This window comes from Nocardia sp. NPDC127606, assembly GCF_042671725.1.
In the GTDB taxonomy this organism is placed as follows: domain Bacteria; phylum Actinomycetota; class Actinomycetes; order Mycobacteriales; family Mycobacteriaceae; genus Nocardia.
The window spans coordinates 333,223-347,664 of sequence record NZ_JBHXWQ010000003.1 but is presented as its reverse complement, the minus strand read 5'-3'; the positions used below and the strand labels follow the sequence as shown (position 1 = coordinate 347,664).

Below are 14,442 nucleotides of genomic sequence, written 5' to 3'. Positions count from 1 at the left end.
ACCTCGGCCGTACTCAGGCGTCCGGCGTGAAGGCGAAGATCTCGCCGAGGCGGGTGGCGACGACGACTTCGCCTTCCGGACCGATGGACGTGCCGGTGGTGGTGCCGGTGGCGGCCGGCAAGGGGTCGGAGTCGATGGTGTTGCCGGTGGTGGTGTCGAAGGTGATGAGACTCAGGCCCGCGCCGATGGCGGCGACGGTGTAGCCGATATCGCCCGCGGTGTGCGCCGGGGTGCCACGCAGGGCGAGATCCTTGCGTTCCCAGACGATCTCGGCCTTGTCGTCGTGGTCGCGCAGCGCGGTCAGGTAGCCGTCGTCGCCCGCCGGGATGATCAGGTCGCCTGCCACGGAGATGCCGCCCTGGGGCGCCCACGGCAACGGCTGGGTCCAGCGGGTGGCGCCGTCGGTGGTGTTCAGGGCGATCAGGCGCTTGCTGTTGTCGCCGATGTAGACGGTGTCGCCGTCGGCGGAGAGGGAGGGGCTGGTCGCGCTGCCGCCGGTGAGGACCTCGGCGTTCCACTCCTGGGTCACGGCGCCGTCGGCGTAGCGCAGCGCGCGCAGGGCGGCGGCCTGCTTACCCGGCTCCCAGACGGTGACGAAGAAGCGGCCCGTCGACGGGTCGACGGCGGTGGTGTTGGCGACGGCGCAGCGGGGACCACCGGTCCGGCAGTCGTCGAGTCCGTCGCCGGAGGCGGGACGGGTGAGACCCGGGTACTTCAGGAAGTCGGGTTCACCGAGCAACTGCAGGGTCGGCACCACCCGGCCGCCGGTCTGACGGCTCAGTACGTCGACCTGACCGGACTGCGTCACCGTCAGCACGTTGCCGTCGCCGGTGAACTGGATCGCCACCGGCACGCCCGCCACCGGGGTGCGCCACCGCGGCTGACCGAGGTAGTTGAACGAATTCACCGCGCCGTCGTCACCGACGTACACATTGCTGACCCCATCGAGCACGGTCGGCGCTTCGATCGTCGACGGGCCGAGCGGGTTGCAGAAGCGTTTGCGGCCGGTGAGCATCTGGAAGGAGAAGATCGCACAGTTGCCGGTGCTCGTGGTGACGAACATCTGACCCTCGGCGCCGATCGTCAACGGCTGGGCGATCGGGCCGCCCACCGGACGTGACCAGCTCAGCGACATCGAGTTCGCACCCGGCACCGGGCTGCCGCTCGCGTTGCTGCCATCGTGATGCGTTGCTGGCCAGCCTTTTCCGGCGCCGACCGTGATGTCGTCCACATCCGTACCGCACCCGGCCAGCGCCACCACACCGGCGGCAGCGAGCGAGGCAACGACGCGAGTCCGAGTTCGCACCTGCTGATCTCCCTGGGTAATCGGGGTATGGCACGGTAAGTGTGCCCTGCGAAAGTACTCTGTGTACCCGACGACCGAATCCCCGGGGCACGCCCGGTGCGATCATGACGGGAGAGTAGTTCGTGACGAGCATGTGGGGCGCGCCGCTGAGCGCGCGCTGGCGTGGATCACGCCGCCGCGATCCGCAGCAGGCCCGATTTCTGACCAGGGATTCGCTGCGCTGGGTGCTCGCCAACCGCGCCTACACCCCCTGGTACCTGGTGCGGTACTACCGGCTGGCCAAGTTCCGCCTGGCCAACCCGCATATCGTGCTGCGCGGAATGGTGTTCCTCGGCCGCAATGTGGAGATCCACGCGACCCCGGAACTCGCGCGCATGGAGATCGGCCGCTGGGTGCACATCGGCGACGGCAACGCCCTGCGCTGCCACGAGGGCTCGCTGCGCATCGGCGACAAGGTGGTGTTCGGCAAGGACAACGTCGTCAACACCTACCTCGACATCGAGATCGGCGAGTCGACCCTGGTCGCCGACTGGTGCTACATCTGCGACTTCGACCACCGCATGGACGACATCAACATGCCCATCAAGGATCAGGGCATCGTGAAGAGCCCCGTGCGGATCGGCCCCGACACGTGGATCGCGGCGAAGGTGACCGTCCTGCGCGACACCCGGGTCGGCCGCGGTTGCGTGCTGGGCGCGCACGCGGTGGTGCGGGGGGATGTCCCCGACTACAGCATCGCGGTCGGCGCTCCCGCCAAGGTCGTGAAGAACCGCAAGGTCGCCTGGGATGCCAGCGCCGAGGAGCGCGAGGCCTACATGGCGGCGCTGGCCGACATCGAGCGCAAGAAGAACGCCGCCGCTCAGGCCTGACTCCGGTGCGATTCGGCCGGTTCGCGCGAATCGGCCGAATCCCGCTGACACGGCCGCCGGATGCGATGGTTTCTGTCGGTGGGGGTCGGTACGGTCAGCGGCGTGGAGAGCTATGCGGCGCTGCTGCGGGGGATCATGCCGACCAACCCGAACATGCGCAACGAGAAGTTGCGCGGGGTGTTCGAAGGGCTCGGCTTCGAGAAGGTCGCCTCGGTACTGACCAGCGGCAATGTCGTCTTCCGCACCGCGGACGACCCCGCCGACCTGGAAGATCGCATCCAGCAGGCGCTCAACGCCGAACTCGGCATCCCCGGCGGCACCATCATCCGCAGCCATCCCGAACTGCGCGCGCTCCTCGACCGCGACCCCTTCGAAGGTCTCCCCCACGAACGCGGCTCCTATCTCACCGTCACCTTCTTCAAGACGAAGATGCGCGAAGCCGAGACCACTGCCTTCGACGACGACCCCCTCACCCGCGTCATCGGCTACGACCGCAAGACCCGCGCCTTCCTCACCGTCATCGACAACAGCACCGGCACAACCCCCGACTTCATGGCCCGCCTGGAGAAGACTTACGGCAAGGACATCACCACCCGCACCTGGCTCACGGTGCAGCGTGTGGTGAAGAAGATGGAAGCCTGACCCGGTGCCCCCTGCGGGTGCCCGTAGCTGAGTAGTCAGCGGGTGGGAGCGACCGCTCGGCAGAGGAAGACGACGCCCGCGCGGCCGATGCGGGTGATCACCAGGGTGTAGGGCGTCGAGCCCCGCTGCTTGAGTTTCTTGCGGAGGGCGTCGGGGTCGATGTCGACGCCGCGGATGAGGATTTCCAGGGATCCGCAGTCACGGCGAGCCAGCTCCTGGCGGAGGGTCTTCTCGCGCAGTTCGAAGCGGTCCTCGATGCGGAAGCCACGCATGCCCGTGGGGACCGTGTCGCCGGTGAGGTAGGCGATCTGTGGGTCCAGTTGCCAGAGGCCGTGTTGCGCGGCGTAGTGGCGAACCAGGCCCGCGCGGACGACGGCCCCGTCGGGGTCGATGATCCAGTCGCCGGGGGCGCGGTCGGGGATGTCGTCGGGGGCGGCGTCGGTGAGAGTTGTCGCGCCGCCGTGGGAGTTCAGGACGGTGGCGCGGCGGGTGACGCCGGGCTCGGTGAGACCGGGCGACCAGAGGCAGGCTTCGCGCACTGCGCCGTCGAGGGAGACGATCTCCACCTCGCCGTCCCAACCTAGGCGGTCGAAATCCAGGCCGGGAGCGGACTTCACGGCGATATCGCGGCCCGCGTAGGCGGCGAGCAGATCCGGCAGCGGGGGTTGGAGTTTCGCGGGATCGTAGGTGCGACGGCCGTCGGCTCGACGAGCCGGATCGGCGATGATCACGGTGTCGCGCGTGGTCGGCGCGAGAGCATCAGCCTTGGCCAACACAATATTTCGGCTAGCAGCCGCTGACGGGGCGGCATCCGAGCTGGGCACCGGGCCGCGATCCACCGGCCCCACCCCGAGATTGTGGGCGGCCATGGCCAAGCGGACATCGTCGAGATCGCTACCGATCACCGCCGGACAGACCGCGGCCAACTCGGACAGTTCCGCGCCGATCGAGCAGGTCACGTCGTGCACCGCGCGACCGGCCAGGCGGGTCGCCCGATGCCGGGCGACGAGCGCCGGCGTCGCCTGTTGCAGCGCGTCGTCGGTGAACAGCCACTCCCCCGCCGTGGGCAGCTTCACCACGGCCTTACGGCGCAACCGCACCGTCTCGATCAAGGCGGGCGCGAGTGCACCGTGTGAACGACGCACCTGCTCGATATCGCGCAGGTGCGTCGCGGTCGTCAGCTCCAGCCGGTCGACCTCGGCGAGCGCGGCACGGCCTGCCGCGCTGCCGAGATAGGCGACATCGTCGCGGCCGAAGCGATAGCCCACCTACTTCTGCGCCGCGCCCGGCTTCACGCCGGTGATCATCGCGTTGTAGAAGAACTCGCGCGGCACGACCTTGCGCAGCACGTTCTCGTCCAGCCAGCTCAGGCCCAGCCACGCGCGGTACTGCGCCAGGCGGTACGGCATGGTCAGCTTCTCGTCGGGCACGGCGGCCTCGAAGGTGCGCACCGGCCAGCCCCACAGGGCGGCGGCGAGTTCCTCGGTGGTGGCCTTCACGTCGACGGCACCGGCCGACTTCGCCATCTTCTCGAGATCGCTCGGGTCGAAGGTGTGCAGGTCGACAACGGCCTCGAGAGCGGCGGCGCGGGACGACTCGTCCAGCTCGGTCTGCGGACGTCGCCAGCCCGACAGGAACGGCAGCTTGGTGATCTCGGTGGTCACCTTCCAGGTGGCCTGGCCGAGGCGACGGGCGTAGATGTTGCCGATGGTGGTGGGCTCACCGGCGAACACGAAGCGCCCGCCCGGCTTGAGCACGCGCAGGCACTCCTTGAGCGCCAGTTCCACGTCGGGGATGTGGTGCAGCACGGCGTGGCCGCAGACCAGGTCGAAGGTGTCGTCGTCGTACGGGATGGTCTCGGCGTCGGCGACGCGACCGTCGACATCGAGGCCGAGGTGCTCGGCGTTGCGCAGCGCGACCTTCACCATGCCGGGCGAGAGGTCGGTGACCGAACCGGACTTGGCGACACCACCCTGCATCAGGTTGAGCAGGAAGAACCCGGTGCCACAGCCCAGCTCGAGCGCACGCTCGTACGGCAGCGGAGCGGGGCCAACGGCGAGGTCGAACCGGCCGCGCGCATACGCGATACAGCGTTCGTCATAGGAGATCGACCACTTGTCGTCGTAGGTCTCCGCTTCCCAGTCGTGGTACAGGACCTGGGCGAGTTTGGTGTCTTTGCGCGCTGCTTCGACCTGGGCCGCGGTGGCGTGGGGGTTCGGCGCCGGGTCGTCGGGATGGACCGTCATGCAGGCCAGCCTAATATGTGCGCCCGGGCACGCCGCTGCTGGGACAAGAGACTGCCCTTTCCGGCACACAGGACCGGGCGCCGGGTTCCCGCGAGCGCGAGCCGCCACCGGACCGAACAGGCGGTTCGCACCGCCCCAACACGGGATGGCTGGAAGGTTACCCGGGTTCTCGCGAAACCGGCCCACACGAAGTTAACCCAGGTTCCGACCGCGTTGCTAGCGACCGATGAAGGTGGCGGCGTTCGGGCCTTCCGCGGCGAAGGTACGGGTGCCGGTGCGGGCGTCGTCGGTGTCGAAGAGCGCCGACCATTCGGTGACGGCGGTGGAATGGCCGTGCGGTCCGGCCTCGAAAACCGCCTTCGCCGCGGCGAGGGCGCGGGGGGCGGCGGTGACGAACTGAGCGGCCCACGCGCGCGCCGCGGTGAGGACATCGTCGGGCGCGACGACCTCGTCGACCAGGCCGAGCTTCTCGGCTTCCTCGGCGCCGACGAAACGACCGGTGTAGACGAGATCCTTGGCCCGGCTCGCGCCGATGAGCAGCGAGAGCCGTCGGATGCCGGAGAGGGGGATCAGGCCCGCTTTGATCTGCGGCAGACCGAGTTTCACGTTGTCGCCGACGATCCGGTGGTCGGCGCCCAGCGCGAGTTCGAGGCCCGCGCCGAGGCAGTAGCCGGTGATCGCGGCGACCGTCGGCTGCGGCACCCGCGTGAGGCAGCCGAGCGCGGCCTGCAGATCGGCAGCCATGGCGGCGGCCTGTCCGGCGTCGAGCTCGGCCAGCTCCGCCATCTCGTCGCCCGCGCTGAACACCCGCTCGTCGCCGTAGACGATCAGGGCCGAGACCCCGGGGTGCTCGGCCACCGTGGCCGCAGCGGCCGCCACCTCACGGGCCAGCTGGACGTCGACGAGGTTCAGCGGCGGACGATCGATGCGCAACAGCGCGACGCCACGGGTGGTCGGCTCGGCGGGCAGCTCGAGGGTCACGAATTCGGCCATGGGAGCAACCTACCGGCCGCCGAGTGCACCCAATTGCGGCAGCTCGTCGAAATACCGTTCGTTGTCGGGGAAGTCCGACAGCGGACGCCCGGCCGCCCCGGGCGAGTACTTCGGCATGATCGGCTCGATGACGCGGTCGGCGGCCAACGCGGCCTCGGTGTCGGCGAACCCGCACAGGGCGTCGAGCTGCGACCACGTCGGTGGCATCAGCACGTGTTCGCCGGCCCGCCAGCTCGCCAGGGCGTCCTGCGGTGTCCGCCAGGCCACCTGGGAGGCCTCGGAGGTGGCGCCGTCGGCGATCTGGCCCTGCGGGAGCACCGCGACGAAGAAACGGGTGTCGTAGCGGCGGGGTTCGACCTCCGGTGTGATCCAGTTCGACCACGGCCGGAGCAGATCGGCGCGCAACACCAAGCCCTCGGCCGCGAGGAAATCGGCGAGCGACAATTCGCGGCGCTCGAGCTTGCCGCGCGCCTCGCGATAGCGTGCCGAGTCGTCGACGACGGAATCCTCGGTCGGTCCGGCCAGCAGCACGCCGCATTCCTCGAACGTCTCCCGCACGGCAGCGGCGACGAGCGCCTGCGCGGTCTGTTCGTCGGTGGCGAAACGCTCTGCCCACCACGCGGGTTCGGGGCCCGTCCAGGCGATATCGGCCGTGCCGTCGGCAGCGTCGACGCCACCGCCGGGGAACACCGTCACCCCCGCCGCGAACGCCATCCCTTTGACCCGACGCTGCAGGAACACCTCGATACCCGCCGCACCGTCACGCACCAGCATCACGGTCGACGCGTCCCGAACGGAGACCCCGGACTCACTCATATCGTTCCTCTCCACCACCGAACCGCACGCCCGGCGAACACCGATCTGCCGACCGGACCGGCTGCCTCCTTCGAGCGCAGCCCTTTCAGCACCCTAACGCCCGCTTGGTCAGCCGTGAGAGGGGATTCCCGACGACCGGACGTCCGCCAGGTCAGCCCGGCCGTCGGTGCGCGACATCGGCGCCCACGGGTCAGTTCGACGAGCCAACGCTCAGTTGCGGCGCCGATGCCCGCCCGAACGACGAGCCCGCCGCGCGAACCACCGTCCGTCGACCCGGTCGAGCGCGATCGACTGGCTGAAGGCGTTGCTCAGATTCTCGGCGGTGAGGACATCGCCCAGCAGACCTTGGCCGACCACCTCACCCTCCTTGAGGAGCAGCGCGTGGGTGAAACCGGGCGGGATCTCCTCGACGTGATGGGTCACCAGCACCATCGCGGGCGCGTCGGGGTCGGCGGCGAGATCGCCGAGACGCTCGACGAGCTCCTCACGCCCGCCCAGGTCGAGGCCCGCGGCCGGTTCGTCGAGCAGCAGCAGTTCCGGATCGGTCATCAGGGCCCGCGCGATGAGCACCCGCTTGCGTTCGCCTTCGGACAGGGTGCCGTAGGTGCGATCGGAAAGGTGTTCGGCACCGAGGGTTTCCAGCATGTCGACGGCGCGTTCGGTGTCGATGTCCTCGTAGCGTTCGCGCCAGCGGCCGAGCACCGCGTAGCCGGCCGAGACCACCAGGTCACTGACCTTCTCGTCCACCGGGATGCGGCTGGCCACCGCCGCCGAGGAGAGTCCGATACGTGGCCGCAATTCGCTGACGTCGACGCGACCGAGCGTCTCCCCCAGCAGATTCGCGTTACCGGAGGTCGGATGGAGTTCGGCGGCGGCCATTCTCAGCAGCGAGGTCTTGCCCGCGCCGTTCGGGCCGAGCACCACCCAGCGTTCGTCGAGCTCTACTTGCCAGGAGACCGGGCCGACCAGGGTTCGGCCCGAGCGACGGATGGTCACGTCGGAGAAGTCGATGAGCAGATCGGGATCGGGTTGCGACACGCGCTCCATCTTGGCCCACGCGGGCTCTCAGCGCAGCGACCGGCCCGTGCGAGATTCGTCGATCCTGGTCGTCGACGGATCACCCGTGCTGCGAACTTCGCTGCGCAACATCCGCGCGGCGACGAAGGAAACCGGCACCGACAGCACGGCCCACACGATCAGGATCACCACAATTATCGTCAACATCGCGGAACCTCCCTGTACCTCGACGTGCACGGCTGTCGGTTACGTATACCCGCGAGGCGCTGCCGCCACACCGGGTTATCGCGGCGAGTCGCGAAAACCGCAACCCAACTGTCGGATTCGCGTCGCGCGTGTCGAGGCGATCACTCCCGTGGCGGCACCGCGATCACCGTCATCGAACCGGGCGCCACCTCGGTGAAACCGGCGTCGCGCACCGCCACCGCACGACCCGCCGACACCTCGGCCACCAACCCCGCCCACTGCTGTTCGTCGGCGTCGCGCACCGTGCAGCGGAACCCGCGGCCCGCCCACGCGGCCGCCGCGGCCACGGGCAACGCACCCGCCAGCAGCATGCTCGCGTGCCCGACCTGCGCGGCCGCCTTGCCCACCGACATCTCCAGCGCCGCGTTCACCCACAGCACCGGCGATGCCGGATCCGCCGGGCCCGGTTCGTCGTGGTCGAGATCGGTACCGCCGATCTGGAGTTTGCGGATGCGCTGATCGATCTCCCCGACCGGGCCGGGAACGAACGCACGGGCCTGCGCGCCGTCGACCTCGACGGTCACCCCGTCGACGTCTCCCGCGGCCACCCACTGCGCACCACGCGCGCGCCGGGCGACCTTCCTGATGCGCGACCGCTTCCACGCGAGGTACCGCGGCTCCCACTCCCCGCCGGGCCCCGAACGTGGGTCTAGGCACACCGCGACCGCCGCGGCGGCGGCCGCTTCCAGCAGTGCGCTGCGGGCGGGCGGGTCGGCTTTGGGGATGTGCAACACCATCTGCATCGCCTGCACCATCGCCGGGTCGTCGGGATCGCCGCCGCCGCCGTAACCCTGCGCCAATTCCGCGTGCCGAGCGGCGAATTCGGCCGCCTCGTCACGGACCGGGGCCTCGGCCTGCTCCTCGGTTTCCAACCCACTACCCATGCCACAACACCCGTTCGATCGACACCAGTCCGCCAGCCAGCCTAATCGCGCGGGCGCGTGGCCTCACCGGGTTCTCGGGCCCTTGCCGGAGGCGGTCTCGCGCCACCCGGCTCAGATCACCCGGACATCCACCAAAAAGGTCGGCTCGGGGCCGATCGACGGTTCGCTGGCCGGCCCGTACGTGAACTGCAGCGAGGTCACGCCCCGCTCGATCGCCCGGAACGGCCACACGGTGGCGTTGCCCTCACTGGTCGGCCCACCGTCGGCGATCAGGATGCCCTTCTCGGCGTTGACCATGCCCCACTCGCCGGTCGACGCGGGATCACGCGGCAGACGCACCAGCAGGCGCTGGCCCACCGTGGCCACGACCGTGCTGCCGTTGGCGGCCAGCTCGATCGTCAGCGGTTCGACCGCGGACTGCGGAACGGCGGTCGGCTGGAGGGTGACGTCATAGGGTTCGGTCTCGTCGCCACCGCATCCGGCGGTCAATCCGCCGAGACCCGCCAGGGCGACCAGGACGAGAACTGACCTGCGCACAACAACCTCCCGGTGACGAGCGGTGACGACGTGCCTGTGCGGTCACTCTACGTCGGTGCGGTCGCGATTCCGCGTGACGCTACCGGCCGAGCAGTGGAACCCGTCGTACGCCACCGTCACGCGCGTCGGCCGCTTCCACCTCGTCGCGGGTGACGCCGAGGATGAACAGCACCGCGTCCAGATAGGGATGCGACAGCGCCGTATCGGCCACCTCGCGCAACGCGGGCTTGGCATTGAACGCCACGCCGAGCCCGGCCGCGTTGAGCATGTCGATGTCGTTGGCGCCGTCACCGACCGCGACGGTCTGCTCCATCGGCACGCCCGCCTCGGCCGCGAACTTGCGCAGCGCGGTCGCCTTGAACGCCCGGTCGACGATCTCGCCGACGACCCGCCCGGTGAGCTTGCCGTCGATGATCTCCAGGGTGTTGGCCTGCACGAAATCGAGTTCCAGCTCGTGCGCGAGCGGCTCGATCACCTGCCTGAACCCACCGGAGACCACACCGCAGCGGAAGCCGAGCCTGCGCAGGGTGCGAATCGTGGTGCGCGCGCCCGGGGTGAGCTCGATCCGGTCGGCGACCTCCTCGATCACCGATTCGTCGAGACCCTCGAGGGTGGCCACACGCTGACGCAGCGATTCGGCGAAGTCGAGCTCGCCGCGCATCGCGGCCTCGGTGACCTCGCGGACCTGATCTTCGACGCCGGCGTGCGCGGCCAGCATCTCGATCACTTCACCCGTGATCAGGGTGGAGTCGACGTCGAACACGATCAGGCGCTTGGCCCGGCGGGCCAGCCCGGCGCGTTCCACCGCGATGTCGACCTGTTCGGCGACGGCCACCTCGGCCAGTGCGGTGCGCAGCCGCGCGTCGCCTTCGTCGCTGGTGTCGGTCGCGGTGACCATCAGTTCCATCCCGGTCACCGGGTAGTCGGCGATGCCACGGATGGAGTCGATATTGGCGCCACCGGTGGCCAGTTCACGCGAGATCGCGCTGAAGGCCTTCGCGGTGACCGGGGCGCCGAGCACCACGACCGCGTGCGTGGACATCGGCGGCTTGCCGATCTGCGCGTCCACGGACACGTCGACCTGCATGCCGACGGTGTTCATCGCCTCTTCGAGCTCGTCCTGCAACGCCTCGGGATCGTTGGGGCACGACACCAGCACCCCGAGGGTGAGGCGACCCCTGATGACCACCTGCTCCACGTCCAGCAAGCTCACCTGGTGCCGGGACAACGTCGCCAGCAGCACCGAGGTGACGCCTGGTCGGTCGGGACCGGTGACGGTCACGAGAACTGTGGTGTCGGCCAAGTCGATCTGCTCCGTTCGATTACCCACAAAAAGAGTGTGCACCCGCTGGTCACCCAGCAGGTGCACACCCTGTCGTTCGGTGGTGTCCTACTTCTTCGCGAGCGCGCCTTCGGACACGTGCGTGCTGTGCTTACCCGAGCCCCAGCCCACGTGCGCCTCGGCCTTCATCCGGTCGACCATGTGCGGGTAGTGCAGCTCGAACGCGGGGCGCTCGGACCGGATCCGCGGCAGCTCGTAGAAGTTGTGGCGCGGCGGCGGGCAGGTGGTGGCCCATTCGAGGGAGTTGCCGTAGCCCCACGGATCGTCGACCGTGACGACCTCGCCGTAGCGGAAGCTCTTGAAGACGTTCCAGATGAACGGCAGCATCGACGAGCCCAGGATGAACGCACCGATCGTGGAGATCGTGTTCAGCGTGGTGAAACCGTCGGACGGCAGGTAGTCGGCGTAGCGACGCGGCATGCCCTCGGCGCCCAGCCAGTGCTGGACCAGGAAGGTGGTGTGGAAGCCGACGAAGGTGGTCCAGAAGTGCCACTTGCCCAGACGCTCGTCCATCATGCGACCGGTGATCTTCGGGAACCAGAAGTAGATACCCGCGAAGGTCGCGAACACGATGGTGCCGAAGAGCACGTAGTGGAAGTGCGCGACGACGAAGTACGAGTCGGTGACGTGGAAGTCCAGCGGCGGCGAGGCCAGGATGACGCCCGACAGACCACCGAAGAGGAAGGTCACCAGGAAGCCGATCGACCACAGCATCGGTGTCTCGAACGTCAGCTGACCGCGCCACATGGTGCCGATCCAGTTGAAGAACTTCACACCGGTCGGGACCGCGATGAGGAAGGTCATGAAGGAGAAGTACGGCAGCAGCACCGCGCCGGTGGCGTACATGTGGTGCGCCCACACCGCGATCGACAGCGCCGCGATACCCAGCGTCGCGTAGACCAGCGTGGTGTAGCCGAAGATCGGCTTACGGCTGAAGACCGGGAAGATCTCCGAGACGATGCCGAAGAACGGCAGCGCGATGATGTAGACCTCGGGGTGGCCGAAGAACCAGAACAGGTGCTGGTAGAGCAGGATGCCGCCGGTGGCCGGATCGTAGATGTGGCCGCCCAGGTGGCGGTCGTAGGCCAGACCGAACAGCGCCGCGGTGAGCAGCGGGAACGCGAGCAGCACCAGCACGGAGGTGACCGCGATGTTCCAGGTGAAGATCGGCATGCGGAACATGGTCATACCGGGTGCGCGCAGGCAGACAACGGTGGTGAGCATGTTGACGCCACCGAGGATGGTGCCGAGGCCGGACACGGCCAGACCCAGGATCCACAGGTCGGTGCCGACACCGGGCGAGTGCAGGATGTCGGTCAGCGGCACGTAGGCCGTCCAGCCGAAGTCCGCCGCGCCGCCGGGGGTCACGAAGCCGGCGGTCGCCATGGACGCGCCGAACAGGTACAGCCAGTAGCTGAACGCGTTCAGTCGCGGGAAGGCGACGTCGGGGGCGCCGATCTGCAGCGGCAGGACGATGTTGGCGAAGCCGAACACGATCGCCGTCGCGTAGAACAGCAGCATGATCGTGCCGTGCATGGTGAACAGCTGGTTGAACTGTTCGGGCGAGAGGAACTGCAGACCCGGACGCGCGAGCTCACCACGCATGAGCAGCGCCATGAGGCCGCCGATCATGAAGAAGCTGATCGCCGTCACCAAGTACATGGTGCCGAGCACCTTGGGGTCGGTGGTGGTGACCGCCTTGTAGAGGAACGAGCCCTTCGGCCCGGTCCGGGCCGGATACGGTCGAGTCGCTTCCAACTGAGGGACTGGCCTGGGCTCTACCGCAGTCACTGATCCTCCTGAAGATGCCTGTACGTCACTCGCAGCGTCGGCCGCGCCTCCATGACGGACAGCAGCAGACATGCGTTGGAGTGAATCGTAAACCGTGCTGTCGCAGCATTCCGCGCGGGTCCTACTCTGTGTCGTATTCGGCGCGCCGTAGTTCGCGATCCCGATCTTCCTCCGCAGGTCGCGTGGGTGCAATGGTTGTCGGCGATGACTTTTCGGCGGTCGGCGCGTCATGATCGATGCCGACGCACGAACATGCCAGCGTCTCTGTCGCGCTACCCCTTCAGCCGAGGAGAAGTCATGTCGTTCAGCCCGAAACCCGGTGACCCCACCTGGGTCGACCTCTACACCACCGATCTCGATCGCGCGATCGCCTTCTACGGCGAATTGTTCGGCTGGACCGCCGAACGCGGCGGCGAGGAGTTCGGCGGCTACACCACCCTGCGCAAGGACGGCCGAGCCGTGGCAGGCGCGATGGGTCGTCACGATGATCCCGGCGACCCGTATCCCGACCGCTGGACCGTCTACCTGAACTCCCCCGACGCCCTCGCGACCACGGCGACGGTGAGTCGAGCGGGCGGCAATGTCATCGTCGAACCGATGGCGGTCGGCGATCTCGGTGCGATGGCGGTGATCGCCGATGTCGGCGGCATCGGCGTCGGCGTCTGGCAAGCCGACACCTTCGCGGGCTTCGAAGCGGTCGGCATCGTCGCCGACGGGACATGGACCGACCACATCGGCGTCCCGTCCTGGTTCGAACTGATCACCCGCTCCTACGACGAGTCCCTGGTCTTCTACCGCGATGTCTTCGGCTGGCGCGACACCCTCACCATCGCCGACACCGCGGACTTCCGCTACACCACCATCCACGCGACCCCGCCCATGGGCGGCGGCATCCTCGACGCCAACGGCCATCTCGCCGACGGCGTACCCGGCTCGTGGACGGTCTTCTTCGGCGCCGACGACGTCGACAAGTCCGCCGAGCAAGCGGTGGCCCTCGGCGGCACCATCGCCTTCGAACCGATGAACACCCCCTACGGCCGCCTCGCCGGCCTGATCGACCCCACCGGCGCGCATTTCAGCATCGGCGGAAACGCCCGCTGAGGCGAAACCCACGGCGGTCGGCGGCGCGTGCACGAGGCCGCCGCCGCCGGGGTTCGCCCACCCAGGGGTGGTAATCGATCCCCCTGGGAGTGGACGCATCAACGCTGGGGTTGCTGTCGGATCCCCCTCCCGAAGACGAGATTAGAGGTGTACCCAAAGACACCCGCGAAGCCTTCGAAGGGGAACACGATGAGCACCCTGGTCACCGCACCCGCCGACAACGTCATCCCGATGCGCAGCCGCTCCGGCGCGCCGGTCGCCGCCGGTCACCTCGCCGACGCCGATCTGGATCGTTGGGCGAACCGCATGGCCCGGCTCCTGCTCACCCGTGGCGCCGACGCGGGCGACCGGATCGCCCTCGCCGTCGACCCCCGGATCGAGTCGGTCGTCGCCGAGGCCGCGGTACGCAAGATCGGTGCGATCCCGGTGTCGCCGACCGAGGGCGCGTCCACCGCCCCCGGCGCCGGATTCGGGATCACCACCAAGGCCCGCCGGGGCGAACTCGCCGACGGTGCCGACTGGCTGGTGCTCGACGACCGCTCGACCCTGCAGCGCTATCTGGTCACCTCCGACGCGCCGCTGGCGGCCACGGAACTGCGCGCAGTCTGCTGAACCCATTCCGATGCGCTCGATACAGGTCCAGAATGAACAT

The 14,442-nt window shown here is 68.7% G+C and carries 15 protein-coding genes; 4 read left to right on the top strand and 11 right to left on the bottom strand.

Going from position 1 to position 14,442, the window contains the following annotated elements:
- Positions 1 to 13 precede the first annotated feature (13 nt).
- Positions 14 to 1,306 carry a PQQ-binding-like beta-propeller repeat protein gene (locus ACFVJ5_RS17255; protein ID WP_379221151.1) on the bottom strand — a complete coding sequence of 431 codons (1,293 nt, stop codon included), beginning with the start codon at positions 1,304 to 1,306 and terminating at the stop codon, positions 14 to 16.
- Positions 1,307 to 1,428: 122 nt separating this feature from the next.
- Here ACFVJ5_RS17255 and ACFVJ5_RS17250 point away from each other — a divergent pair, with 122 nt between their 5' ends.
- Positions 1,429 to 2,175 (top strand): acyltransferase, encoded by a 747-nt coding sequence (locus ACFVJ5_RS17250; RefSeq protein ID WP_101466276.1) that lies wholly within the window; start codon positions 1,429 to 1,431, stop codon positions 2,173 to 2,175.
- Positions 2,176 to 2,277: 102 nt separating this feature from the next.
- Positions 2,278 to 2,817, top strand: coding sequence for a DUF1697 domain-containing protein (locus ACFVJ5_RS17245; RefSeq protein ID WP_379221149.1), 540 nt, complete (start codon positions 2,278 to 2,280; stop codon positions 2,815 to 2,817).
- A 35-nt stretch (positions 2,818 to 2,852) separates the two neighbouring features.
- Here ACFVJ5_RS17245 and ACFVJ5_RS17240 read toward each other — a convergent pair whose 3' ends face one another.
- The 10 genes from ACFVJ5_RS17240 to ctaD form a co-directional block, all read right to left on the bottom strand.
- Positions 2,853 to 4,085: a class I SAM-dependent methyltransferase gene (locus tag ACFVJ5_RS17240; protein WP_379221147.1), complete on the bottom strand. Its 1,233-nt coding sequence runs from the start codon at positions 4,083 to 4,085 to the stop codon at positions 2,853 to 2,855.
- Positions 4,086 to 5,063 carry a class I SAM-dependent methyltransferase gene (locus ACFVJ5_RS17235; protein ID WP_101466273.1) on the bottom strand — a complete coding sequence of 326 codons (978 nt, stop codon included), beginning with the start codon at positions 5,061 to 5,063 and terminating at the stop codon, positions 4,086 to 4,088.
- A gap of 216 nt (positions 5,064 to 5,279) precedes the next feature.
- A complete protein-coding gene (locus ACFVJ5_RS17230) occupies positions 5,280 to 6,056 on the bottom strand; it encodes an enoyl-CoA hydratase-related protein (RefSeq protein WP_379221145.1) in 777 nt (258 codons plus the stop codon).
- Between the two features lie 9 nt (positions 6,057 to 6,065).
- Positions 6,066 to 6,872: an NUDIX hydrolase gene (locus ACFVJ5_RS17225; protein ID WP_379221144.1), complete on the bottom strand. Its 807-nt coding sequence runs from the start codon at positions 6,870 to 6,872 to the stop codon at positions 6,066 to 6,068.
- 210 nt (positions 6,873 to 7,082) lie between these two features.
- The gene (locus ACFVJ5_RS17220; protein ID WP_358063630.1) at positions 7,083 to 7,919 is read right to left on the bottom strand and encodes an ABC transporter ATP-binding protein; all 837 of its coding nucleotides are present in this window, start codon (positions 7,917 to 7,919) and stop codon (positions 7,083 to 7,085) included.
- 18 nt (positions 7,920 to 7,937) lie between these two features.
- Complete coding sequence (locus ACFVJ5_RS17215) at positions 7,938 to 8,096, bottom strand: hypothetical protein (RefSeq protein WP_379221142.1); 159 nt, start codon at positions 8,094 to 8,096, stop codon at positions 7,938 to 7,940.
- Between the two features lie 140 nt (positions 8,097 to 8,236).
- Positions 8,237 to 9,019: a peptidyl-tRNA hydrolase gene (locus ACFVJ5_RS17210; protein ID WP_379221140.1), complete on the bottom strand. Its 783-nt coding sequence runs from the start codon at positions 9,017 to 9,019 to the stop codon at positions 8,237 to 8,239.
- A gap of 111 nt (positions 9,020 to 9,130) precedes the next feature.
- On the bottom strand, positions 9,131 to 9,556 hold the full coding sequence (locus ACFVJ5_RS17205; protein ID WP_379221138.1) for a hypothetical protein: 426 nt from the start codon (positions 9,554 to 9,556) through the stop codon (positions 9,131 to 9,133).
- A 79-nt stretch (positions 9,557 to 9,635) separates the two neighbouring features.
- A complete protein-coding gene (gene serB / locus ACFVJ5_RS17200; protein ID WP_378991635.1) occupies positions 9,636 to 10,865 on the bottom strand; it encodes a phosphoserine phosphatase SerB in 1,230 nt (409 codons plus the stop codon).
- An 81-nt stretch (positions 10,866 to 10,946) separates the two neighbouring features.
- Positions 10,947 to 12,689, bottom strand: coding sequence for a cytochrome c oxidase subunit I (gene ctaD / locus ACFVJ5_RS17195; RefSeq protein WP_378633231.1), 1,743 nt, complete (start codon positions 12,687 to 12,689; stop codon positions 10,947 to 10,949).
- A 297-nt stretch (positions 12,690 to 12,986) separates the two neighbouring features.
- On the opposite strand from ctaD, the gene ACFVJ5_RS17190 reads away from it, so the two are divergent.
- Both ACFVJ5_RS17190 and ACFVJ5_RS17185 read left to right on the top strand, forming a co-directional pair.
- Complete coding sequence (locus tag ACFVJ5_RS17190; protein ID WP_379221136.1) at positions 12,987 to 13,790, top strand: VOC family protein; 804 nt, start codon at positions 12,987 to 12,989, stop codon at positions 13,788 to 13,790.
- A gap of 189 nt (positions 13,791 to 13,979) precedes the next feature.
- Positions 13,980 to 14,402, top strand: coding sequence for an AMP-binding protein (locus tag ACFVJ5_RS17185; RefSeq protein WP_379221135.1), 423 nt, complete (start codon positions 13,980 to 13,982; stop codon positions 14,400 to 14,402).
- Positions 14,403 to 14,442 lie beyond the last annotated feature (40 nt).

Bases quoted from the DNA above. Each gene is read 5' to 3' on its own strand.
- ACFVJ5_RS17225 (WP_379221144.1), bottom strand. From the start codon at position 6,872: ATGAGTGAGTCCGGGGTCTCCGTTCGGGACGCGTCGACCGTGATGCTG.
- ACFVJ5_RS17235 (WP_101466273.1), bottom strand. From the start codon at position 5,063: ATGACGGTCCATCCCGACGACCCGGCGCCGAACCCCCACGCCACCGCG.
- ACFVJ5_RS17220 (WP_358063630.1), bottom strand. From the start codon at position 7,919: ATGGAGCGCGTGTCGCAACCCGATCCCGATCTGCTCATCGACTTCTCC.
- ACFVJ5_RS17185 (WP_379221135.1), top strand. From the start codon at position 13,980: ATGAGCACCCTGGTCACCGCACCCGCCGACAACGTCATCCCGATGCGC.
- ACFVJ5_RS17215 (WP_379221142.1), bottom strand. From the start codon at position 8,096: ATGTTGACGATAATTGTGGTGATCCTGATCGTGTGGGCCGTGCTGTCG.
- ACFVJ5_RS17230 (WP_379221145.1), bottom strand. From the start codon at position 6,056: ATGGCCGAATTCGTGACCCTCGAGCTGCCCGCCGAGCCGACCACCCGT.
- ACFVJ5_RS17190 (WP_379221136.1), top strand. From the start codon at position 12,987: ATGTCGTTCAGCCCGAAACCCGGTGACCCCACCTGGGTCGACCTCTAC.
- ACFVJ5_RS17210 (WP_379221140.1), bottom strand. From the start codon at position 9,019: ATGGGTAGTGGGTTGGAAACCGAGGAGCAGGCCGAGGCCCCGGTCCGT.